This is a genomic window from Micromonospora sp. PRAS1, assembly GCF_059553435.1.
In genome coordinates this window covers 19,059-39,291 of sequence record NZ_JCANNB010000038.1, presented here as the reverse complement: position 1 = coordinate 39,291, position 20,233 = coordinate 19,059, and the positions used below count along the sequence as shown (strand labels likewise).

The 20,233-nt window shown below is 71.3% G+C and carries 21 protein-coding genes; 14 read left to right on the top strand and 7 right to left on the bottom strand.

Annotated elements, in window-relative coordinates:
* Positions 1–12 precede the first annotated feature (12 nt).
* Positions 13–717 (bottom strand): hypothetical protein, encoded by a 705-nt coding sequence (locus tag AC507J_RS26730; protein WP_496292267.1) that lies wholly within the window; start codon positions 715–717, stop codon positions 13–15.
* A 27-nt stretch (positions 718–744) separates the two neighbouring features.
* Complete coding sequence (locus AC507J_RS26725) at positions 745–1,533, bottom strand: peptidoglycan-binding domain-containing protein (RefSeq protein ID WP_496292265.1); 789 nt, start codon at positions 1,531–1,533, stop codon at positions 745–747.
* 332 nt (positions 1,534–1,865) lie between these two features.
* Between AC507J_RS26725 and AC507J_RS26720 the strand changes: the two genes are divergently transcribed.
* Positions 1,866–3,032, top strand: a complete 1,167-nt coding sequence (locus AC507J_RS26720; protein ID WP_496292263.1) for a CapA family protein — start codon at positions 1,866–1,868, stop codon at positions 3,030–3,032.
* Between the two features lie 171 nt (positions 3,033–3,203).
* Here the strand turns inward: AC507J_RS26720 and AC507J_RS26715 are convergent, their stop codons facing one another.
* Entirely contained in the window at positions 3,204–4,070 is an 867-nt protein-coding gene (locus AC507J_RS26715) for an amidohydrolase family protein (protein WP_496292261.1), read from the bottom strand.
* A 113-nt stretch (positions 4,071–4,183) separates the two neighbouring features.
* On the opposite strand from AC507J_RS26715, the gene AC507J_RS26710 reads away from it, so the two are divergent.
* The 6 genes from AC507J_RS26710 (at position 4,184) to AC507J_RS26685 (ending at position 10,216) form a co-directional block, all read left to right on the top strand.
* Positions 4,184–5,431, top strand: coding sequence for a M20 metallopeptidase family protein (locus AC507J_RS26710; protein WP_496292259.1), 1,248 nt, complete (start codon positions 4,184–4,186; stop codon positions 5,429–5,431).
* A complete protein-coding gene (locus AC507J_RS26705; protein ID WP_496292257.1) occupies positions 5,428–6,435 on the top strand; it encodes a Gfo/Idh/MocA family protein in 1,008 nt (335 codons plus the stop codon). Before AC507J_RS26710 ends, AC507J_RS26705 begins: the two co-directional genes overlap by 4 nt.
* Before the next feature lie 15 nt (positions 6,436–6,450).
* Entirely contained in the window at positions 6,451–7,752 is a 1,302-nt protein-coding gene (locus AC507J_RS26700) for an ABC transporter substrate-binding protein (protein WP_496292255.1), read from the top strand.
* Positions 7,753–7,812: 60 nt separating this feature from the next.
* Positions 7,813–8,772 (top strand): carbohydrate ABC transporter permease, encoded by a 960-nt coding sequence (locus AC507J_RS26695; protein WP_496292253.1) that lies wholly within the window; start codon positions 7,813–7,815, stop codon positions 8,770–8,772.
* Complete coding sequence (locus AC507J_RS26690) at positions 8,769–9,602, top strand: carbohydrate ABC transporter permease (RefSeq protein WP_496292251.1); 834 nt, start codon at positions 8,769–8,771, stop codon at positions 9,600–9,602. Before AC507J_RS26695 ends, AC507J_RS26690 begins: the two co-directional genes overlap by 4 nt.
* Before the next feature lie 122 nt (positions 9,603–9,724).
* Positions 9,725–10,216 (top strand): L-rhamnose mutarotase, encoded by a 492-nt coding sequence (locus AC507J_RS26685; protein ID WP_496292249.1) that lies wholly within the window; start codon positions 9,725–9,727, stop codon positions 10,214–10,216.
* Positions 10,217–10,267: 51 nt separating this feature from the next.
* Here the strand turns inward: AC507J_RS26685 and AC507J_RS26680 are convergent, their stop codons facing one another.
* Positions 10,268–11,398 (bottom strand): mandelate racemase/muconate lactonizing enzyme family protein, encoded by a 1,131-nt coding sequence (locus AC507J_RS26680; RefSeq protein ID WP_496292247.1) that lies wholly within the window; start codon positions 11,396–11,398, stop codon positions 10,268–10,270.
* Between the two features lie 130 nt (positions 11,399–11,528).
* Between AC507J_RS26680 and AC507J_RS26675 the strand changes: the two genes are divergently transcribed.
* Genes AC507J_RS26675 through AC507J_RS26645 form a run of 7 tightly spaced genes read left to right on the top strand, consistent with a single transcriptional unit; the run spans position 11,529 to position 17,969 of the window.
* On the top strand, positions 11,529–12,464 hold the full coding sequence (locus AC507J_RS26675; protein WP_496292245.1) for a thiamine pyrophosphate-dependent dehydrogenase E1 component subunit alpha: 936 nt from the start codon (positions 11,529–11,531) through the stop codon (positions 12,462–12,464).
* Positions 12,457–13,437 carry an alpha-ketoacid dehydrogenase subunit beta gene (locus AC507J_RS26670; protein ID WP_496292243.1) on the top strand — a complete coding sequence of 327 codons (981 nt, stop codon included), beginning with the start codon at positions 12,457–12,459 and terminating at the stop codon, positions 13,435–13,437. The genes AC507J_RS26675 and AC507J_RS26670 overlap by 8 nt, the downstream gene beginning before the upstream one ends.
* Complete coding sequence (locus AC507J_RS26665) at positions 13,434–14,198, top strand: SDR family NAD(P)-dependent oxidoreductase (protein ID WP_496292241.1); 765 nt, start codon at positions 13,434–13,436, stop codon at positions 14,196–14,198. Before AC507J_RS26670 ends, AC507J_RS26665 begins: the two co-directional genes overlap by 4 nt.
* Positions 14,199–14,241: 43 nt before the next feature.
* A complete protein-coding gene (locus AC507J_RS26660; protein ID WP_496292239.1) occupies positions 14,242–15,561 on the top strand; it encodes a hypothetical protein in 1,320 nt (439 codons plus the stop codon).
* Positions 15,558–15,857, top strand: coding sequence for a YciI family protein (locus AC507J_RS26655; protein WP_496292237.1), 300 nt, complete (start codon positions 15,558–15,560; stop codon positions 15,855–15,857). The genes AC507J_RS26660 and AC507J_RS26655 overlap by 4 nt, the downstream gene beginning before the upstream one ends.
* Positions 15,857–17,425, top strand: a complete 1,569-nt coding sequence (locus tag AC507J_RS26650; protein ID WP_496292235.1) for a hypothetical protein — start codon at positions 15,857–15,859, stop codon at positions 17,423–17,425. The genes AC507J_RS26655 and AC507J_RS26650 overlap by 1 nt, the downstream gene beginning before the upstream one ends.
* Before the next feature lie 25 nt (positions 17,426–17,450).
* Entirely contained in the window at positions 17,451–17,969 is a 519-nt protein-coding gene (locus AC507J_RS26645; RefSeq protein WP_496292233.1) for a hypothetical protein, read from the top strand.
* Positions 17,970–17,998: 29 nt separating this feature from the next.
* Here AC507J_RS26645 and AC507J_RS26640 read toward each other — a convergent pair whose 3' ends face one another.
* The 3 genes from AC507J_RS26640 to AC507J_RS26630 all read right to left on the bottom strand — a co-directional run bounded on the left by AC507J_RS26640 (position 17,999) and on the right by AC507J_RS26630 (position 20,218).
* Positions 17,999–18,478, bottom strand: coding sequence for a hypothetical protein (locus AC507J_RS26640; RefSeq protein WP_496292231.1), 480 nt, complete (start codon positions 18,476–18,478; stop codon positions 17,999–18,001).
* Between the two features lie 124 nt (positions 18,479–18,602).
* On the bottom strand, positions 18,603–18,881 hold the full coding sequence (locus AC507J_RS26635; RefSeq protein WP_496292229.1) for a hypothetical protein: 279 nt from the start codon (positions 18,879–18,881) through the stop codon (positions 18,603–18,605).
* A gap of 386 nt (positions 18,882–19,267) precedes the next feature.
* Positions 19,268–20,218, bottom strand: coding sequence for a sugar phosphate isomerase/epimerase family protein (locus tag AC507J_RS26630; protein ID WP_496292227.1), 951 nt, complete (start codon positions 20,216–20,218; stop codon positions 19,268–19,270).
* Between the last annotated feature and the right edge of the window lie 15 nt (positions 20,219–20,233).

Genomic DNA, 20,233 nt, shown 5'->3' with positions numbered 1-20,233 from the left:
CGGACGTGCCGGTCAGGACGGCGCGGTCGCGGGCCGGTCGGCCGCGAGCGGCTGTGGCCGGCGGTCCGGACCGGGCGGCCGGTGGAACATCGCCTCGCCCTTGACCAGCCAGGCCACTCCGAAGGCGAGGACCGCCACCGCCTCGCACCAGAAGAACGGCCGCAGCGTGTCGCGGACCGGTTCGGCGAGGGCGTTGCTCGCCACACCGAGCGCGATCGCGGCGAGGATGGCGAGCCCACAGCTGCGGTAGACGGCGTTGCGCACCCGGGTGCCGCGGCTCGGTGGGCCGTTGACCGGGAACCGCCAGAGGCAGAACAGGGCGAGGATCGCGAAGAGTAGACCGGCGGCGATCCCGTGCACCCGGCCGAGCGGGAACGCCCCGTCGGCCAGGGCGGCGGGCGGGGCGTCGGTGGAGGTCGGCACCAGCGCCACCACCACCGCGAGTACGCCGGCCGTGGTGCTCAGCACGTCGTCGAGGCGCCGGTACCGGTAGTTGATCAGGAACACCCCGATCGCGCAGAGGCTGCCGACGAAGACGTCCCGCATCTCGCTGTGGTAGTAGCTGCTGATCGAGCTGAGCAACTCGAACCGCTGGCTGGCCAGGGCCTGACCGGCCGACAGGACGATCGGTAGGGCGATGCCGAGCGCCCCGACGCCGAGTCGCAGCCGGCGTAGCGTTCGGGCGTCCGGCGCGGGCGGGAGCGGTGCGGGTTCCATGTTTCCTCCCAGTGGGCCCGGACCAGTTCAGGTAGCTTTACTCAGCGTGTCCGCGATCAGTCGCAGCACCTGTTCGGGCGTCCAGTTGCCGGGCGGGCCGGACGGGCCGGGCGGACCCGCCGGACCAGGGGCACCAGGCGGGCCCGAGTCGCCCGGCTTGCCCGCGAAACGCTGCACGTACGCCCGCAATACCTGCTCGTATGCCGCGGGGCTGTAGGTGTCGCCGTTGGTGACCGTGCTTCCCATCGCCTTGCGACACGCGAGCAGAGCTGCCGAGGTTGCCGGGCCGTAGTGGCTGTCGATCGCACCCTTGTAGTAGCCGAGGGTTGCGAGCTGGCGTTGCAACGCGGCTACGGCGTTATTTTGATCATTGATTTTGCAGAACATGAGAGGGACTCCTCCCGTCGCGCCAGGGATGACCCACGGCTGCTCGGAGCGTTCGTGGCTCTCCCGGGTATTCCAGTGGACATGCGCGGTGTGCGGGCTGCTGCCGGTGTAGATCCGACGCTCCCACCCGAAGCTGCGGTTGGCGATCTGGCGATCGTGAATCCAGTACTGCGAGGACTCGTGCTCCTCGAAGACCACTTTGAGGCGTTCGACATCTTCCCGGTATGGTTTGCCGACCCCGTTGACCTCTACGTCCATGTCCCAGGCATCCACGGAACCGTCGGCATCGGGGTTGTGATCGCTGAAGCTTCCCTGGTGAGCAGAATCCCCGATGGTGCCGTCGGAGCGCTTGTCCCGGTTCGGGTACGCGGCGTCGACGGCCTTACGGAAGTTGGTCAGGGCTCGGTTCAGGTACCAGTTGACAGCCACCAAAGTCACCTTCTCTCTTGGCTCGGCGGGGCCGCCGCGCGTGCGTCGGTAGGCAAAGGTGTGGATCGTAAGACTCGTTGGCGTCGAGCCACGGCTGCTGGGCTTTCCAGCGACCTCAATGCGATTTGAGCGTCACTTCTCAGCCCTCGCGCCGCGGGGCTGTGTTCTCGGTAAAATGCCTGGTCAGCATGCGTCTGTAATTAAGTCGTAGCACGGTGGTGAGGCCACCGCCCAGCGGGAGCGGTGACGCGTACCGGACAGTTCCGTCCCTCGTTCGGGGGACATTTCCCGGTTCGCCGATCCCCTGCCCGGGTAAAATAAGAATTCTTCTCATGACAAGAAGGCGAATCTCGTGCGGGAAAAGGATGCGGGCCGGGTGCCTCCTGCTCGTCGTCGGGTTGGCTGCGGCCTGTAGCGCCCCGACGAAGAAGGACAACCGGCCTCCGTCGGAGACGACCGGCACCCGGGCCACCCTCACCGTGGTGGCCGCCGGTGACCTGCTCGTCCATCCCGAACTCAGCGAACAGGCAGCCGCCGATGCCCGGCAGGCCGGCCGCGCCGGCCACGACTTCACCCAGGTGCTCGCGGCGGTACGCCCCCGGGTCAGCGCCGCCGACCTGGCCATCTGTTACATGGAGACGCCGCTGGCCCCGCCGCAGGGGCCGTTCACCGGGTGGCCGTACTTCAGCGTGCCGCCGCAACTGGCCGACGCCGCCGCCTGGGCCGGCTTCGACACCTGTTCCACCGCCTCCAACCACTGTCTGGACACCGGGGTCGAGGGCATCGCCCGCACCCTCGACAACCTGGACCGGGTCGGCCTGCGCCACACCGGCACCGCCCGCAACCAGGCCGAGGCGCACCGCCCGAACGTGTTGGAGGTGAACGGCGTCAAGGTCGGCCACCTGTCGTACACGGTGAGTTTCAATGGGATCCCCGCGCCGCAGGGCCGCCCGTGGGCGGCGAACATGGTCGACGCGGACGCCATCCTCGCCGAGGCCCGCCGGGCCCGCACGGCCGGCGCGGAGATCAACATCCTGTCCCTGCACTGGGGTACGGAGTACCAGTCCGCGCCGAACGAGGAGCAGATCGACCTCGCGCGCCGGCTGCTCGCCTCGCCGGACATCGACCTGATCGTCGGCCACCACGTGCACGTGGTGCAGCCCTTCGAGAAGATCGGCGGGAAGTGGGTCGCCTACGGGATGGGCAACCTGACCACCCGGTTCGGCGACGGCTCGCCGGAGAACACCCAGGACGCGGTGGTCCCCGAGTTCACCTTCAGCCGCAACCCCGCCGGCCGCTGGGAGGTGACCGCGGTGAACGTCCTGCCGACCTGGATGCAGTACCACCCGGCCGCCCGGGTGGTCGACCTGAGCACCGCGACCAACGACCAGACGCTGCCAGCCGAACAACGCGCGCAGTTCGCCGACGCCCGCAAGCGGATCACCGGCATCGTCAACGAGCGGGGTGCCGCCGCCGCCGGCCTGAGCATGCCGGAGTGATCGCGTCGGCCCGGCCACTGTGACCCGGCCGACCACCGGCCCCGCTGCCGACTGGCCGGTCCTGGCCGCCCGCTGGCCGGACCCCGTCAGTCGGCGGGGCGGTCCGGGCCGCCCGCTGGCCAGACCCGTCAGTCAACTGGCCGGTCCGGGCCGTCGGCTGGTCGGGCCCCGTCAGTCGGCGGGGCGGTCCGGGCCGTTGGCTGGCCGGTCCTGGTGGTGGGCGAGGGCGCGGCGGAGGTTCGCCCCGAAGACGTCTGCCCGCTCGGTCGGGCAGAGCTGCTCCAGCCCGACCGGTTCCAGGGTCTGGCTGAACGAGACGTTGTCCAGGCTGGGCGGGAAGTCCGACCCCCAGTAGAGCCGGCGGGTGCCGAAGTGTTCCAGCAGCAGCTCGACGAAGGGACGGGCCGCCGGATGTGGCCAGGCGTGCGCGGGCTCGCTGACCGCGTACAGGCCGGAGATCTTCACCCCGACCTGCGGCAGCCGTGCCAGGTCGAGCAGCGGCCGTAGGGTCTCGGCGGCCGCCTGCGGCGTCGGCGGTGCGGGCCGGCTGCCGGGTAGCCCGAGGTGGCTGAAGAGCACCGGGCAGGCGTCCAGGCCGGCGAGCGTGGCGCCGAGCCGGGCGGTGGCGGCCGGGGTGGCGTTGAGGCTGATCAGCGCAGCGGCGGCGGCCAGCCGGGTGCTCGCCCTGGTCACCCAGGCGGCGAAGCGGTCGGCCTGGTCGGCGTCGGCCAGGTATGCGGCCACCCCGACGAACCCGGCGGCCCACAAGCGTTCCAGTTGCCCGTCGGTCGGGCCGTCCGGTGCGACGTAGGCGACCGGGGCGATCCAGGGGTGGGTGGCGGTGAGGCTGGCCAGGTAGTCGTTGTTGCCGGCGAAGCGTGCCTCGCCCTCGTAGCCGATGACAAGCGCCCGGTCGATGCCGTGCACCCGGCGGAAATCCTGGTACATGGCGAGCTCCTCGCCGCCGGCGGGGGAGCGCCCGTACCGGCCCGGGTAGCCGTGCGCGAACAGGTGCAGGTGGGCGTCAGCGCGATCCATGGTCACGGACCATAGCCCAAATTTTGGCTGGTTATTGACGTGGCCACCCCCCTGATTTAGGTTCTTGTCTCAATTAGGTCCGGATTGCAGGCCGCGAGCGAGGGGTGGACCGAGTGGTGCGGGGACATGACGGGGTTGATGAGCTGGTACGGCTGAGGCGTCAGCTCCACCGCCACCCGGAGCTGCGGTTTGCGGAGCAGCAGACGGCCGCCACACTGGCCGCCAAGCTCCAGCCGCTCGGTCGGGTACGTACCGGCGTCGCCGGCACAGGGCTGCTCCTGGAACTCGAAGGAGCCCTTCCCGGGCCGATGGTCCTCCTTCGGGCCGATATGGATGCCTATCCCGTTCAGGACACCAAGACCGAGCCGTACGCGTCGGCCAACGCCGGGGTCTGTCACGCCTGCGGACACGACGTGCACATGACCGTCGCGTACGGCGTGGCGGCCCGGCTCGCGGCGGAACCACCGGCTCGGGGCGGCCTGGCCGTGCTGTTCCAGCCCGCCGAGGAGATTCCGTTCGGCGAGGAGTCCGGGGCCGCCGCCGCCCTCGCCGACGAGGGGCTGCGCGGTCGCCGCTTCGACGCGGTGCTCGGCCTGCACTGCTGGCCGCAACTGCCGGTCGGCACGCTCGGCGTGGACCGGAGCACGGCGATGGCGGCCAAGGACGCGTTCCGGATCGAGATACTCGGTCGGGCCGCGCACGCCGCCACCCCGGCGCTGGGCCGCGACGCGATCCTCGGCCTCAGCGGCATCGTGAACCTGCTGCACGCCGCAGTGGCCCGGGCCCGCAACGCCGACGAAATGGTGGCGTTCAACATCGGCACCATCGCCGGTGGCGCCAGCCAGAGCCAGGTCGCCGGGTACGCGGAGGCGACCGGCACGCTGCGCACCCTCGACGAGGGCACCCGCGAGCGGCTCAAGACGGTAATCGAGCGGGTCGCCCGCCAGCAGGCCGCCGCGCTCGACCTCGGTGTCCGCTTCACCTGGGCCAACGAGATGCCCGCGGTACGCAACGCGGCCGAACTGGTCGCGCTGGCGCACGCCGAACTGCCCGGCCTGGTGGAGGTGGCCGACCTCGCGGTGCCGCCGCTGACCACCGACGACTTCGCGCTGCTCGGCGCGCTCGGTCCCAGCCTGTACGTCAAGCTCGGCGTCACCGGTGAGCGGGGCGGCGCGTCACTGCACTCCGGCGCGTTCGACGTCGACGAGCGCTGCCTCGAGGTCGGCGTGACCGCGCTGGAACGACTCACCCGGGCCGTGCTCGACGGACGACTCGCCACCGCCCCGGTGGCTGCCAACCCGACCGTGCCGGCCGCCACCACGTCCGGGCCGGACGCGACCGCCGCGGCGCTGCCGGTATGAGGCACCAACGCATCGAGGTCGCCGTGGTCGGGGCGGGCGCGTTCGGGCTGCGGCACGTGGCCGCGTACCGGTCCCTCGGAGTCGCGGTGACCGCGCTTGTCGACCCGGATCCCGGCGTACGGCAGCGGGTCGCCGCCGAGTACGACGTGCCGCGCACCTTCGGCACGGTCGAGGACCTCCTCGCCGCCGGGGTGCCGCAGGCGGCCTCGGTGTGCGTGCCCGGACCCGCGCACCGGGCGGTCGCCGTCGCCCTGCTCGGCGCCGGCGTGCCGGTCCTGGTCGAGAAGCCCCTCGCGGCGACGGTGACCGACGCCGCCGCGATCGTCGCCGCGGCGCGCACCCACGAGGTGATCTGCCAGCCGGGGCACATCCTGCGGCACAGCGCCCCACACCGGGCGCTGTACGACGCGGTCCGGGCCGGTGGGCTCGGACAGGTGCTGGCCGTCTCCTCCCGTCGGGACCGGCCGCGCACGCTCAGCCGGCTCTTTCCCGACGAGCACCCGGCCCTGCTCACCGCCGTGCACGACATCGACCTGGCGATCTGGTACGCCCAGTCGCCGGTGGTCGAGGTCCGTGCGGCGGCCCGGACCCGACCCGGATCGGCATCACCGGTCCTGGTGTGGGCGGAACTTCGGCACGCCAACGAGGTGGTGTCGTCGATCCGCAACAGTTACCTCCTGCCCGAACACACGCCCAACCACACCTCGGACCTGGTCGAGGTGTACGGCACCGACGGGGTCGCGCACGTCGACCTCGGCCACCCCACCCTGCTCGTCCAGGGCGAGCAGACCGAGGCGCCGGACTGGCTGCTTTCGCCGGTCGACGGCGGCGGTGCCCTCGCCGCCGAACTGCGCCACTTCGTCGGTCAGGTGACCGGCACCGAGTCGTCGGCGGTCGTCCCGCTCGCCGACGGGTTGCACGTGGTGCAGGTCGCCACGGCCATGGCCGACAGTGCCGCCGCCGGTGGCGCGCCCCGTCGGATCTCCCCCGAACCCCTCTCCTGACAGGAGTTTGCGCCGATGTTTCGACGTAGATTGACAGGTGTCCTCGCCGCCGGTGTGGCCACCGCCGCGCTGCTCGCCGGATGTGGCGGTGGTGGTGACGCCGCCGCCGACGGCCCGGTGACCCTCAAGGTGCTCACCTGGGAACCGGGCGGCACCGAGTACTGGCAGCAGGTGAAGACGGCCTTCGAGGCCAGCCACCAGAACATCAAGCTGGATCTTCAGTCGGTCCCGTTCGACAAGTACCCGGAGGTGCAGGGGCCGTACATCACCTCGCAGTCCGGGCCGGACGTGATGGCCAACAACGCCGGGCTGGAGCTGTTCGACCGGCGCGGGGCGTACGTGCCGCTGGGCGACAAGGCCGCCGAGATCAACAAGGATCTGGTCACCTACAGCGGGGCCTGCGAGGAGTTCGACACCAGCAAGCCCTGCTACGGCGTGCCCTTCTCGTACCAGGGCAACGTGCTCTACTACAACAAGGACGTGCTGACCGCGGCCGGGCTGGACCCGGAGAACCCGCCGGCCACCTGGGACGAGTTCGGCGCGGCCTGTGACGCGGTCAAGAATGCCGGCAAGACCTGCCTGGCGCTGGGGCTCTCCGGCACCTTCCCGGCGTACTGGGACTTCCCGGAGATCGCCCGCAACTACCTGACCGAGGACGACATCCGCGGCCTGCTCAACGGCACCCTCTCCTGGAAGGACCCGAAGCTGGTCCAGGTCCTGGAGAAGCTGGCCGAGATCACCACCAAGGGCTGGACGAACAAGAACGCCCCGTCGATCACCATGCTGCCCGACGGTGCCGACATCTTCCAGCGCGGTGACGCCGCCTTCGCCGGCACCATCATCTCCGACGCGGTGAACTGGGAGGCGTTCGGCAAGGCCCTCGGCGACGACAAGCTCGGCGTCACCCGCTGGCCGACGATCAACCCGGCCGCGCCGCTGGCCGGCAAGTTCTCCGGCATCGAGGGCGCCGTCTACGGCGTGACCAAGTGGAGCGAGAAGAAGGAAGCCGGCCTGGAGTTCATCAGCTGGCTGGCCGGCAAGGAGAACGGCGAACTCTGGGTGAAGTACGCCAAGGGGCAACCGCTGAACAAGAACGTGGACCCGGCGCTGCTGCCCTCGTCGCCGGCGTTCAAGAAGATCCAGGAACTGATCGCCGACCCCACCCTGCACGCCGGTGTGATGCTCTCCGGCCCGGAGGCCGACGCGCTGGCCCGGGGCTGGCAGCAGATCACCCTCGGCCAGCTCACCGTCGACAAGTGGGCCGAGCAGATGCAGCAGGCGCTGGAGCGCAGCCCGACGAAGCAGCAGGGCAAGTAGTCGCCGCGGGTGGGGTGGCCGGACGCCACCCCACCCGACAGCCCGGGGGAGGACAACCCGATGAGCATCTCCACCGCGCCGGCCGCCGAGCCGGCCGTCGCGCCGACCCCATCCTCGCCGGTACGCCGTGGCCGGCGGCCCCGGCACGCTCGGGAGTGGTGGTTCGGTGCCCTGCTGGTGCTGCCGGCACTGGCCCTGGCGGTCACCTTCAAACTGGTGCCGCTGATCCGGGGCGTCATCACCAGCTTCGAATCCTCCAGCGGGTTCGGCGACAGCTCCTTCGCCGGGTTCGACAACTACACCCGGATGTTCGACGACCCGGTGGTGCTTGCCAGCTTCCGCAACGCCCTGCTGGTGGTGGCCACCCTGCCGGTCTGGATCGTGGTGCCGCTGGTGCTGGCGGTCCTGATCCACCAGCGGGCACCGGGCTGGAAGTTCTTCCGAGCCGTCTACTTCGTCCCGTACACCATCGCGCCGATCGTGGTCGGCATCATGTTCCGGCAGATCCTCTCCCCGGACGGCCCGATAAACGCCCTGCTGCGGTCGGTCGGGTTGGAGCCGCTGGCCATCGAGTGGCTCAACGGGCAGAACAGCGCCCTCTTCTCGCTGGTCGCGGTGGCGCTGTGGAGCTTCTTCGGCCTGGGTGTGATGACCTACCTGGCCGGGCTGTCCACCATTCCGGAGGAGGTGCTGGAGGCCGCGTACCTCGACGGTGCCGGGTTCTGGCGGCGACTCTTCGCCGTGGTGGTGCCGATGCTGCGCCCGACCGTGGCGTACTGGAGCGTGCTCTGCGCCTCCGGCGTACTGATCTGGCTCTTCCCGCTGATCTACGCGCTGACCCAGGGTGGCCCCGGCAACGCCACGATGCTCCCCGAGTACCTGGTCTTCCTCACCACCTTCCAGTTCCTGGACCGGGGGTACGGCTCGGCCATCGGCATTGCCCTGTTCGTCTTCGTCGCCGTGTTGTCGATCTTCAGCGTGCGGCACATGTTCAAAGAGGGGACCCGGAAGTCGCGATGAACCGACGACACTCCGCCCAGGTCGGGCGCTACCTGTTGGTCTTCGCGTTGGTGGTGGTCGCGGTGGCGGCGCTCTACCCGCTGCTGTTCACCGTGGTCAGCTCGCTCAAGACGCAGACCGGGTTCGCCCGGGACCCGCTGGGGCTGCCGGCCGGGATCACCTTCGAGAACTACGTCGAGGCGTTCAAGCGGATGGACATGCCCCGCCTGCTGCTCAACTCGATCATCACCACGCTCGGCGGGCTGGTGCTCTCGGTGCTGGCCGCGATGCTTGTCGCGTACACCGTCACCAAGCTCCGGTTCCGCGGCGGCAAGCTGGTGTTCCTGTTCATCATCATCACCCTGACCATTCCCAGCCAGGCGATCATCTACCCGCTCTACCAGACCGTGCTGGACCTGGGCATGTCCGGGGAGTACCAGGGGCTGATCCTGGCGTACGCGGCGTTCGGTCTGCCGCTGGGCACGTACCAGCTCGCCGGCTACTTCCAGCAGGTGCCCGACGAGCTGATCGAGGCGGCCCGGGTCGACGGCGCCGGACACTTCACCATCCTGTTCCGGCTGCTCGCCCCGATCGCCACCCCGGCCCTCGCGGCGCTTGCCATCTTCAACTTCGTCTGGATGTGGAACGACCTGCTGCTGCCGCTTGTCATCATGGGCGGCTCGGACTCGAAGACGTTGATGGTCGGTGTCTCGCTGCTCAGCGGCCAGTACGACGTTTCGGTGCCGCTGGTCAGCGCCGGCCTGATCGTGGCCCTGCTCCCGGTGCTCATCATCTACCTGGTGTTCCAACGCCAGCTGGTCTCCGGCGCGCTCGCCGGCTCCGGCAAGTGAGTACGCCGCCGGACCGGCCCGACCCGGGCACGCCGACGTGTCCGGACGCGGGTCGACCCGGTCCCGTCCCCGATCCCGGCACCGGATCGGGGGCGGGACCGGCCCATGGTCCGGGGATCCAGGTGTGCCACCTGTACCGCCTGCGCCCCGGCGCGGAGGCCGAGTACGAGCGCCGGCACGTCGAGCTGTGGCCGGAGATGGCCGCCCTGCTCGACGAGGCCGGCGTGTACGACTACCACATCTACCGGCACGGCCTGCTGCTGATCTGCGTGCTGCGTACCCGGTGGGGCTTCGAGCACGCCAGCCGGGTCACCGGCGCCTCGCCGGTGCAGGCCCGGTGGACTGCCTCGCTGGCGCACCTGTTCGCCGAGATCGCCGACGCCGACGGCGAGCCACTCTGGGCGTACCCGGTCTTCCACCACCCGGGCCGCCCGCCCGACCCGGACCGCCCGCCCGACGCGGACTGCCCGCCCGACGCGGGCCGCCCGCCCGACGCGGGCCGCCCGCCCGACGTGGACTGCCCGTCGGACGCGGGCCGCCCGCCCGACGTGGACTGCCCGTCGGACGCGGACTGCCCGCCCGACGCGGGCCGCCGGTCGGACGCGGAACGTTAAGAAGGGCCCCCTGCTATGCACCAGGCGTTAACAGGGGGCCCTTCCTTACAGCTAGACGGCGTAGGCGATGGAGCCGTCGGCGCGGTGCGGGATGCGGGTGAGCGGGCGGCCGGTCAGGTCCAGTGGGGTCTCGTCGGTGAGGTCCAGGGTGACGCCGAGCCCGGGTGCCTCGGGGATCGGCAGGAAGCCGCCCTGGCGGCGGACGCAGGCGCGGGCCGGGCCGTCGGCGAGCTGGTCGTCGAGGGGGGAGTACTCCTGCGTCACGAAGTTCGGGATCGCCGTGTCCAGCTGCACCGAGGCCATGGTGAGCAGCGGCCCGAGGCAGTTGTGGCTGACCACGGCCGCGTGGTACGACTCGGCCAACGCGGCGATCTTGCGGGCGTGGCTGATCCCGCCGGCCAGGCCGAGATCGGGGCGGACGTACTGGGCGCCGCCCTGCGCCAGCAGCTCCTTGAATTCCCAGATGGTGTGCAGCCGCTCGCCGTTGGCCATCGGTACCCCGAGCGCGCGCCGGGTGACCTCGGCCTGGCTGCTCACGCTGTCGATCTGGATCGCGTCCTCGACAAGCAGCGGGTGCAGCCGGCCGAGGGCCGGGACCACCGCCTCGGCCTGCAACGGGGTGAGCTTGCGGTGCAGCTCGATGAGCAGGTCGACGTCGGGGCCGACCGTGTCGCGGACGGCGGCGGTGGTCGCCTCGGTCTCGGCGACGAGCCGGGCCAGCGACAGGTCACCGTAGTTCGCCGGCAGCGGGTCGAACTTCACTGCGGTGAACCCGTCGGCGACCGCCGCGCCGGCCTGCTCGGCGAGGTCCGGCGCGCCGGTGCCGGGCAGCAGCAGGTGCAGCCGGATCCGGTCGCGGACCCGGCCGCCGAGCAGCTGCCAGACCGGCACCTCGAAGCGTTTGCCGAGCAGGTCCCAGAGCGCCAGGTCGATCGCGGAGACGGCGGCGGTGAGCACCGAGCCACGGAACGGGCCCATCCGGTAGAGGTGGTGCCAGTGGTGCTCGATCCGGTTCGGGTCGGCACCGAGCAGGTACGGGCGGAACGCCTCCACGACCGCGTGCACGGCGGTCGGATAGCCCCAGCAGGCGGACTGCCCGACGCCGACCAGCCCGGTCGACGTGTGCACCGCGACGAAGTGCGCGTCACCCCGCACCACCGACTCGACGGCGGTGATCTCCATGCTGCCCCCAAATTAGAGACCTATAACGGCCACAAACTTGCTCATGCACTCTTCCATAGCTTGATGTCCCTGGTCTAGGCTCCAATCCGAACGAGCCGGAATAGGGCTCTAAATCATCTGAGGGGGTGTGATGGGTCTGCCGGACGACTACCGGGCGATGGCCCGGATCCGCCGGTTCGAGGAGCGGCTGACCGCCCTCAAGGACGCCGGCGAGATCCCGGGCTCGATCCACCTGTGCAACGGTCAGGAGGCCATCCCGGTCGGCGCCGCCCGCACGCTGCGCGACGGTGACCACGTGACCGCGACCTACCGCGGGCACGGTTGGGCGCTGGCCCGGGGCGTGGACATGGCTGGGTTGTTCGCCGAGATGATGGGCCGCGACTCGGCCATCAACGGCGGTCGGGCCGCCTCGCCGTACCTGTCCGACCCGGGACGCTGGTTCCTGGGGGAGAACTCCATCGTCGGCGCCGGGGTGCCGATCGCCACCGGCGCCGCGCTCACCGCACAGCGCACCGGCAGCGGTGCGGTCTCGGTGGTCAGCATCGGCGACGGCGCGATGAACCAGGGCAACGTGCACGAGGCGATCAACCTCGCCGCCGTGCTCGACCTGCCGCTGGTGCTGGTGGTGGAGAACAACGTCTACTCGGAGATGTCCCGCATCGAGGACATGGTCCGGATCCGTCAACTCGCCGAGCGGGCCGCCGGGTACGGGATCCCCGGCCGGGTCGTTGACGGCAACGACCCCGACGCGGTCGCCGAGGCCGTCGCCGAGGCGGTCACCCGGGCCCGGGAGGGTTCCGGCCCGTCCATCGTGGAGGCGATGACCGAACGCCTGGTCGGCCACTACAGCGGCGACGTGCAGCACTACCGGCCGGCCGGCGAGGTCGCCGCCGCCCGGGAACGCGAGCCGCTGGCCCGCATCCGGGCCGCCGCCGACCCCGACCTGACCGCCCGACTCGACGCCGTCGACGCCGAGGTGGCCGCCGAGGTCGAGGCCGCCGTCGCCGCCGCCCGCGCCGTGCCGTACCCGGACCCGGCGACCGTCAAGGAGTACGTCTATGTCTGAGTCGTTGCGGTACATCCAGGCCGTCAACGCGGCGCTCACCTGGGCGCTGGACAGCCGGTCCGACACCGTCTACTTCGGCGAGGACGTCGCCCTGCCCGGCGGCCCGTTCGGCGCCACCAAGGGGCTGCACAAGCGGTTCGGCTCCGACCGGATCTTCGACACCCCGATCTCCGAGACCGGGTTCCTCGGCATGGCGCTCGGCGCGGCCATGACCGGCCTGCGGCCGATCGCCGAGATCATGTACGCCGACTTCTCCTTCGTGGCGATGGACCAGATCGTCAACCAGATCGCCAACATCCGCTACGCCAGCGCCGGCCGGTGGAAGGCCCCGCTGGTGATCCGGATGCAGCAGGGGTACTCGCCGGGCGCGTGCGCCCAGCACTCCCACTCGGTCGAGGCGTACTTCGCGCACACCCCCGGGCTGCGCCTGGCGCTGCCGTCCACTCCGGACGACGCGTACCAGATGTTGCGTACGGCGGTGGTGAGCGACGACCCGGTGGTGGTCGCGGAGGCCCGGATGCTCTACCCGACCCGTGGCCCGGTCCGCACCGACGCGCCGGTGGAGCCGGTCGGCGGGGCCCGGGTGGTCCGCGACGGCCGGGACGCCACGGTGGTGGCCTGGTCCCGGATGGTCCCGGCGGCCCTGGCCGCCGCCGACCAGCTCGCCGAGGAGGGCATCGAGACCGAGGTGGTCGACCTGCGCTGGCTCAACCCGCTGGACTTCGACACCGTCGGCGCCTCGATCTCCCGCACCGGCCGGCTGGTCGTCGCCCATGAGGCGAACCTGACCGGCGGGTTCGGCGCGGAGATCGCCGCGCGGGCCGCCGCCGAGTGCTTCACCGACCTGCGCGCCCCGGTGGCCCGGGTGGCGGCACCGGACGTGCCCATGCCGGCCGCCCCGGCGCTCCAGCAGGCCGTGGTGCCCGAGGCGGAGGACGTGGCCGAGGCGGTCCGCCGGACGGTCCGCCGGTGACCGCGGTCGCTCCGGCGGCGGCGGGCCTGCTCGCCGGCCGCCGGGTGGTCGTCGTCGGCGGTGCCTCCGGCATCGGGCTGGCCACGGTGCGGTCCGCCGCCACGGCCGGGGCGGCCGTCGCCGTGCTCGACGCCGACGCCGACGGCGCGGCCGGCGCCGCCGAGCAGGCCCGGGCCGCCGGGGCGACCGCCTGCGCCCACCCGGTCGACGTGACCGTGGAGGCGCAGGTCGCCGCGGCACTCGACGCGGTCGCCGCCGAACTGGCCGGCATCGACGCGGTGCTGCACGTCGCGGGCGTCATGCGGGCACAGGGGACCGACGTGGCCGAACTGCCGCTGGAGCTGTGGCAGCAGGTGATCGCGATCAACCTCACCGGGCCGTTCCTCGTCGCCAAGCACGCCGTACGGCACCTGACCGGCGCTGACCCGGTGCTGGTGCTGGTCGGCTCGAAGGCGGGCGTGCTGACCGGATCCGGGTCGGTACCCTACGGCGCGAGTAAGGGAGGACTGCACGGCCTGGCGCTGACGCTGGCCCGGCAACTCGGCCCACGCGGGATCCGGGTGCACACCCTCTGTCCCGGCGACATCGACACCCCGCTGATGCGGCGGTCGCTGGACGAGGCGCGGGACAACGGCGTCGACGGCGCCCAGGTCGCCCGGATCGAGGCGGCCCTGGGCCGCCCCGAGGACGTGGCGTCGGTGCTGGCGCTGCTGGCCGCACCGGCCAGCGCCGGCATCGCCGGCACCGTCTACACCGGCTGAGCAGCCCGACCGACGGCGAGGGCGACGACGTGGAGGCGGCAGCGTGATCGGGATCATCGGCCCGGAGGACTCGATCCGGCTCGTGCAGGAGGTGGCGGCCGGGGAGGGCCGCGCGGAGGAGGTGACCACCCGCGCGTACACCGACCCCGAGCAGGCCCCCGAACTGGCCCGCGAGCTGGACGACCTGTGCCAGGTGCTGCTCTTCACCGGGCGCATCCCGTACGCCTTCGCCGCCGGCACCGGTCAGCTGCGCGCCGAGATCGACTACATCCGGCACGCCGGCATCGACCTGTACCGCACCCTGTCCCGGATGCTGCTGGCCGGCGGCGGCCGGCTGCCCCGGGTCAGTGTGGACACCATCGAGGCGGACACCGTCCGGGAGACGTACCACGACATCGAACTGACCCCGCCCACCGACATCCTGCCGATCGCCGACTCGTCGGGCCTGCTCTTCTCCGGCCTGGCCGAGATCACCGCCTACCACCGCGAGCGGTACGAGTCCGGGGCGGTCGAAGCCTGCCTGACCTGCCTCGGCGCGGTGCACCGGGAGTTGCGGGAACGCGGCGTGCCGGTCTGGCGCGTCGAGCACACCCGCGCCTCGGTACGCGACGCGCTGCGCCGGGCCTGGCTGGCCGCCGAGGTACGCCAGTCCCGGGCCACCCAGATCGCGGTGATGATGATCGAGGTGGCCGAGTCGGCGCACCGGCCGCACGACCCGTACCAGGCCGAACGGCAACGCCTGCGGCTGCGCGAGGCGTTGCTGGAGCACGCCGAGCGGATGCGCGGGCGGCTCAACACCATCGACGACCGCACCCTGGTCATCACCACCACCCGGGGCACCGTCGAGAGCGCCATCGCCCGGCACCGCGCCGGGCACGCCTCCCTGCTCACCCTGCGCGGGGTCGACGGGGAACACGTCGTCGGCTTCGGCGCCGGCACCACCATCGCCGCCGCCGAGGCCAACGCCCGCCAGGCGCTCGCCCTGGGCCGGGGCGGCGACACGAACGTGGTCTTCCCCGACGGGGAGATCTACTCCACCCGCGAGAGCGCGGTCAAGCAGCGGCTGCGCGAGACCGCCCCCGGCGTGCTTCGGGTCTCCGAGCAACTGCGCCTCGGGCCGCTGTCCACCCGGCGGCTGCTGGAGGCGCTGCACCAGATGGACCCCAACCAGGTCACCGCCAGGGGGCTGGCCGACGCGTACGGGGTGGAGACCCGCTCGGCGCGCCGGCTGCTCAAGTCGCTGCGCGCGGCCGGCTTCGCCGAGGAGGTCGGGGTGCACGTGAGCACCGGCGCCGGCCGGCCGCAGAGCGTCTACCGGGTGGCCCTGCAACGCCTCGTCAGCGCGATCGGGGCGGACACGTGAGATTCGAATCGACCTGGCTGGTCACCGCCACCTTCGCCGCCGACGCGGCCCGACGCCGCGAACCGCACCGGGCGGCCCACCTGGCGTACGTGCGGCAACTGCTTGCCGACGGCACCGCCCTGATCGCCGGAGCCCGCGCCGACCTGCGCGCCTCCGTGCTCGTCCTGCGGGCTGCCGACGCGGCGGCGGCCCGTGCCCTTGTCGAACACGATCCGTACTGGCAACACCGGGTGTGGACGGCCGTCGACGTAGTCGACTACCTCGCCGCCACCCCGCAGTCCCTCGGGAGGTCATGATGTCGTACCGCCAGCTCTCCGGCGTCCAGGTGCTCGGTGCCGAACACGCGCCGTTCGCGGCAACCCTGCTGACCGGGACGTTGCGGGAGGGGGCGGAGCCCGTCCGGTTCACGCCCGACCCGACGCTGCCCGAGGGCGCCTTCCGGGTCGAGGTGCCGGCCACCGGCGAGATCCGGATCACCGGCGACCCGTTCGCCGGCCTGATCTACGCCGTGCGGGACCTGCTGGGCCGGGCCACCCCGGCCGGGCTGCCCGTCGGGGCGTACCGCAGCGCACCCGGGCTGCCGCTGCGCACCCTCTGGACCTGGGACCACTCCACCAACTGGGACCTGCGCCAACTCGGCCAGCAGGAGATCGGCGCGCTGAACCCGTACGCGAAGGGGGCCGACGCCTTCGGTGCCGACTACCGGCGGCTGGTGGACTTCTGCAGCGCCGAACGGATCGGCGGGATCGTGGTGTACGGGCTGCTGCGCGACGCGCACGGCGGCGTCGACGCGGCCCGCGAGCTGTGCGAGTACGCCAACGCCCGGGGCGTGCGGATCATCGCCGGGGTGGGCATCAACGCCTACGGCGGCATCTACTTCGACGGCCGGCACCGGTACAACCTCGCCACCTGGCTGCGCCAACGCCCCGACCTCTCCGCCGAGCTGCCGAAGAAGGTCGGCTTCGACATCGACGATTTCGGCGACCTGCACTTCCCGGCCAGCGAGTACATGATGGCCGCCTGCCCGTCCCACCCCGAGAACCTGGCCTGGCACCGGGACGCCATCGACTGGCTGCTGGACACCGTGCCGGTCGGCGGGATCAACTTCGAGACCGGCGACTACGGCAGCTGCGCCTGCGCGCGGTGTGCCGCCCGCACCGGCGGCGAGCGCACCTCCTGGTCGTACGAGGCGATGCGGTCGGTGTATCCGACGCTGCTGGACACCGCCCGGCGGCCCGGCCCGGCCGGGGTGCCGCTGCGGCACCTGGTCGAGGTGTACTGGGACAACATCTTCGACCTCGACGCGCAGCGACCGCTTGCCGACCTGCCCGACGACGTGGCGTACCAGTACTGCGTCAACCGGGGCTTCTGGTACGACAACCGGGACCGGCTGACCGGCGACCATGTGGCGGCGCTGCCGCACAGCACAAACGTGCTGCGCACCCACGCCGGATCGCAGTGGAACCGGCAGCGGCACTCCTGGGTGCCGGAGATGTACACCGACATGGCGACCCGGACCGCCGCCGCCGGGATGCGCGGGTTGACCATCTTCGCCGAGGCGTCGGCCTACCACCCGACCAACGAGATCAGCTACCTGGCGTACGCCCGGTTCACCTGGAACCCGGAGCTGACCTGGGCCGACTTCTGGCGCGACGAGGTCGCCCCCCGGTTCGGCGGCTCCGCCGAGGCGGAGGCGTTCCGCGACGGCGCGGCCCTGCTGGACGAGCCGACGGCCGACCCGGACGCGCTGGGCAAGGTGCGCGGCGACGCCCTGACGATGGTCGCCGCCACCAGCGGCGAGGTGCAGCGGCGCTGGCTGTGGCTGGCCGAGCGGGCCGCCCGGCACGCCCACAGCGCAGCCTGACCGCCCCATAGGACGTGGATATCAAGTGCCGGACCTCGTCGACTCACTGTTGTTTCGACCCGAATACAACTACTTCACCGTCCGCGATTACACACTCGTTGATCGTCCGGGTGTCGAAGCTGCACTTCGTGCAGCCAGATCGAACGTAGCGGCATCCAGCGGGGAAGAGGTCGTGGTGTCCTGCGCGCAGGGCCTCCTGAAGGTCCGGGTGTCGGTCAACATCCTGCCGCCCGGCTCCGAGCGCATGGTGGAGGCGATGACTCCACCAGCGGACTTTCACTTCACCCTTCCGTTTCCGTCCGCCCAGCTGCACGTCGGAGATGCCTTCGGAAACGCGCTGGTCCTCGACCTTCCCTCGGCCGGCCATTACGGCGTCGAGCTCCGATATCGAGGACGCGAGGAAGCTGAAGCGAAATCCAGGGAGGTGGACGAGCAATTCGTCGCGATGCCCCTGGTCGACGGTATGGCCTGGCTCGAACAGTGGGCCGGAATCGAGGAATACTGGATCGTCCTCAAGCGTTTCGCCGGCACTGTCTCTGACTAGAGGGTAAGCATCCAAGGATGCTCCTGAAGCTACCGGATGGCCTTCTCGTGCCGGGTGCCGGCAAGCAGCAGCAGGGCGAAGGCCAGCCAGCACGCGAGCAGCGCCACGCCGAAGATGCTCGGCTCCGGCAGGGGCAGTTCGGCAACCCGGTCAGTCGCGGCGCTGACGTCCTGCACAGTTGCGGTCGCGTCCTCGGGCCGCAACTGCTGCATGCTCGATCCATCGTGCCCGGCCCGGGTCGACCAGAGCAGGGTAGTGATCAATACGGCATTTCCCACAGTGAACCAGTGGAGCCTCGCCACCCAATCCTGTGGTTGTTGCGCTTTCCTGGCCAGCAACCACAGGGCGCCAACCGCAACGATGGCGGCGAAGATCGCCAATGCGAGCAGCAGATTGGTCCGAGTCACCGTGCCGTTGACGGCGGTGAGCATCTCTCGGAGATTCTCACCCTCGCGCAGGTCACGCGCACCCTGCCGGAGCAGGAACCACCGCAACGAGACCGCGAGCACCACCACTAGGGAAGCACCGAATCCCAGTGCCCTGGCTCGCGTCGCTGTCATCGCTCGACCTTCCCGTGAGTCCAGCCGCCGGCTCGCGCGGAACCGCACCGTATCAGGGGTTCGTCGACGCCGATCACTCCACCGGTTTCCGGACCTGGGGCAGGATGGTGCGGCTGCGGCCGGGGCGGGGATACGCCTCGGCGGCAGCGGCCAGCCGGGCGGCCCGTTTGACCTCCTCGACACCGTGGCCGCGCTTGGCGGCGTCGAGCACCCGGTCCGAGCCGGACTGGGCACCGACGATGATGTTGTTGTTCGCGCAGTACTTCTTGACCAGCCGCAGCGCCTTCCGGCTGACGTGCTCGGGCCGGATCTCGCTCGGGAAGGAACCGAAGAAGACCCGCGTGCACCCCACCGGCGAGGTGCGCCACGTTCGGCGCGTCGGCCAGGCCCCGGATCTGCGCGAGTTTCCCGGCCAACGCCTCGGCGTCGGGGGAGTAGAACGACCAGAGCACCAGCACCCGCTTCGCGCCGGTCGCCGCCTCCCGGATGTGTTCGGCGGTCGCCTCCGGGCTCTGGCCGAAGCGCACCTCGTACCGGGTCGCGGTGGGGTGGGTCTCCAGCGCGCCGAGCAGGACGTGCAGGCCGTACGTCACCGCCTTGGGTACCGCAGCACCAACACCAGCTCGGCAGCGCTCATGGCCGCCGATTGTGCCGGGCCGGGCCGGGACCGGGAGATCCAGGCACGGTACGCCGGGGTCGGCCCCGTGGCCGACCCCGGCGTTGCCCGGTACTACCCGGTCAGTACCGCAGCTTGTGCAGGTAGCGGTAGCCGACCTCGGCCGTGCGCTGGGGCGTCACGTCGGGGGTGTCGTTCTCGACGATGTACTCCAGCACCGAGTGCTTCCGGAAGATCCGGCCGAAATCGATCATGCCGGTGCCCAGGTCCGCCATGTCGCCGTCGGCCGCGTGCCGGTCTTTGACGTGATATTGCAGGGTCCGCTGCGGCGCGGAGCGGATGACGTCCAGGGTGAAGCCCTCGGGGTCGGCCACCCCGTCGCCGGACTGGATGCCGCCGGTGACCGCCCAGTAGAGGTCGATCTCCAGGTGGACCAGCTTCGGGTCGAGCTCGGCGGTCAGGATGTCCCAGGGACGCCGGCCGTTGCCGAGGTCGATTGTGAACTCGTGGGCGTGGTTGTGGTAGCCGTAGCGCAGGCCGGCCCGGGCCGCCGCGGCGGCCTCGGTGTTCATCTGCTCCGCCCAGCGCTTCCAGTCGTCGGCGTTCTCCGAGTACAGGTACGGCACCACAATGAACTTCTGGCCCAGTACGACCGCGTTCTGGATCTTCTGTCGCAGCGCGGCCGGGTCGGCGCTGATCCCGTCGTGGCTGGAGCTGGCCTTGATCCCGATGCTGTCCAGGAAGCGGCGCAGCTGGGCGGCGCTGCGCCCGAAGTAGCCGAGCGCCAGTTCCACCCTGGGGTAGCCGATCCGGGCGAGGTGCCGGAGCGTGGCGTCGTACCCCGGCTCGCCGTTGAGCGCGTCGCGGACCGTCCAGAGCTGGATGCTGATCAGCCCCGGAGGAACCCGCCGCCGGCCGGTGTGCCCCGGGCCGCCGGCCATCGCGGCGCCCGCGCCGATCCCCGACGAGGCGAGCCCGACACCGGCGGCCACCGCCAGTGAACCGCGCAGCAGACCTCGCCGGTCAGTGACGGATCGCCGTAACGCGGCCATCCCGTCGTAGCCGTAACACATGATGACTCCTCTCCT

Excerpts from the sequence above, each read along its gene's own strand:
- AC507J_RS26730 (WP_496292267.1), bottom strand. The coding sequence starts at position 717 with ATGGAACCCGCACCGCTCCCGCCCGCGCCGGACGCCCGAACGCTACGC.
- AC507J_RS26720 (WP_496292263.1), top strand. The coding sequence starts at position 1,866 with ATGACAAGAAGGCGAATCTCGTGCGGGAAAAGGATGCGGGCCGGGTGC.
- AC507J_RS26715 (WP_496292261.1), bottom strand. The coding sequence starts at position 4,070 with ATGGATCGCGCTGACGCCCACCTGCACCTGTTCGCGCACGGCTACCCG.
- AC507J_RS26705 (WP_496292257.1), top strand. The coding sequence starts at position 5,428 with ATGAGGCACCAACGCATCGAGGTCGCCGTGGTCGGGGCGGGCGCGTTC.
- AC507J_RS26700 (WP_496292255.1), top strand. The coding sequence starts at position 6,451 with ATGTTTCGACGTAGATTGACAGGTGTCCTCGCCGCCGGTGTGGCCACC.
- AC507J_RS26695 (WP_496292253.1), top strand. The coding sequence starts at position 7,813 with ATGAGCATCTCCACCGCGCCGGCCGCCGAGCCGGCCGTCGCGCCGACC.
- AC507J_RS26690 (WP_496292251.1), top strand. The coding sequence starts at position 8,769 with ATGAACCGACGACACTCCGCCCAGGTCGGGCGCTACCTGTTGGTCTTC.
- AC507J_RS26680 (WP_496292247.1), bottom strand. The coding sequence starts at position 11,398 with ATGGAGATCACCGCCGTCGAGTCGGTGGTGCGGGGTGACGCGCACTTC.
- AC507J_RS26675 (WP_496292245.1), top strand. The coding sequence starts at position 11,529 with ATGGGTCTGCCGGACGACTACCGGGCGATGGCCCGGATCCGCCGGTTC.
- AC507J_RS26670 (WP_496292243.1), top strand. The coding sequence starts at position 12,457 with ATGTCTGAGTCGTTGCGGTACATCCAGGCCGTCAACGCGGCGCTCACC.
- AC507J_RS26650 (WP_496292235.1), top strand. The coding sequence starts at position 15,857 with ATGTCGTACCGCCAGCTCTCCGGCGTCCAGGTGCTCGGTGCCGAACAC.
- AC507J_RS26630 (WP_496292227.1), bottom strand. The coding sequence starts at position 20,218 with ATGTGTTACGGCTACGACGGGATGGCCGCGTTACGGCGATCCGTCACT.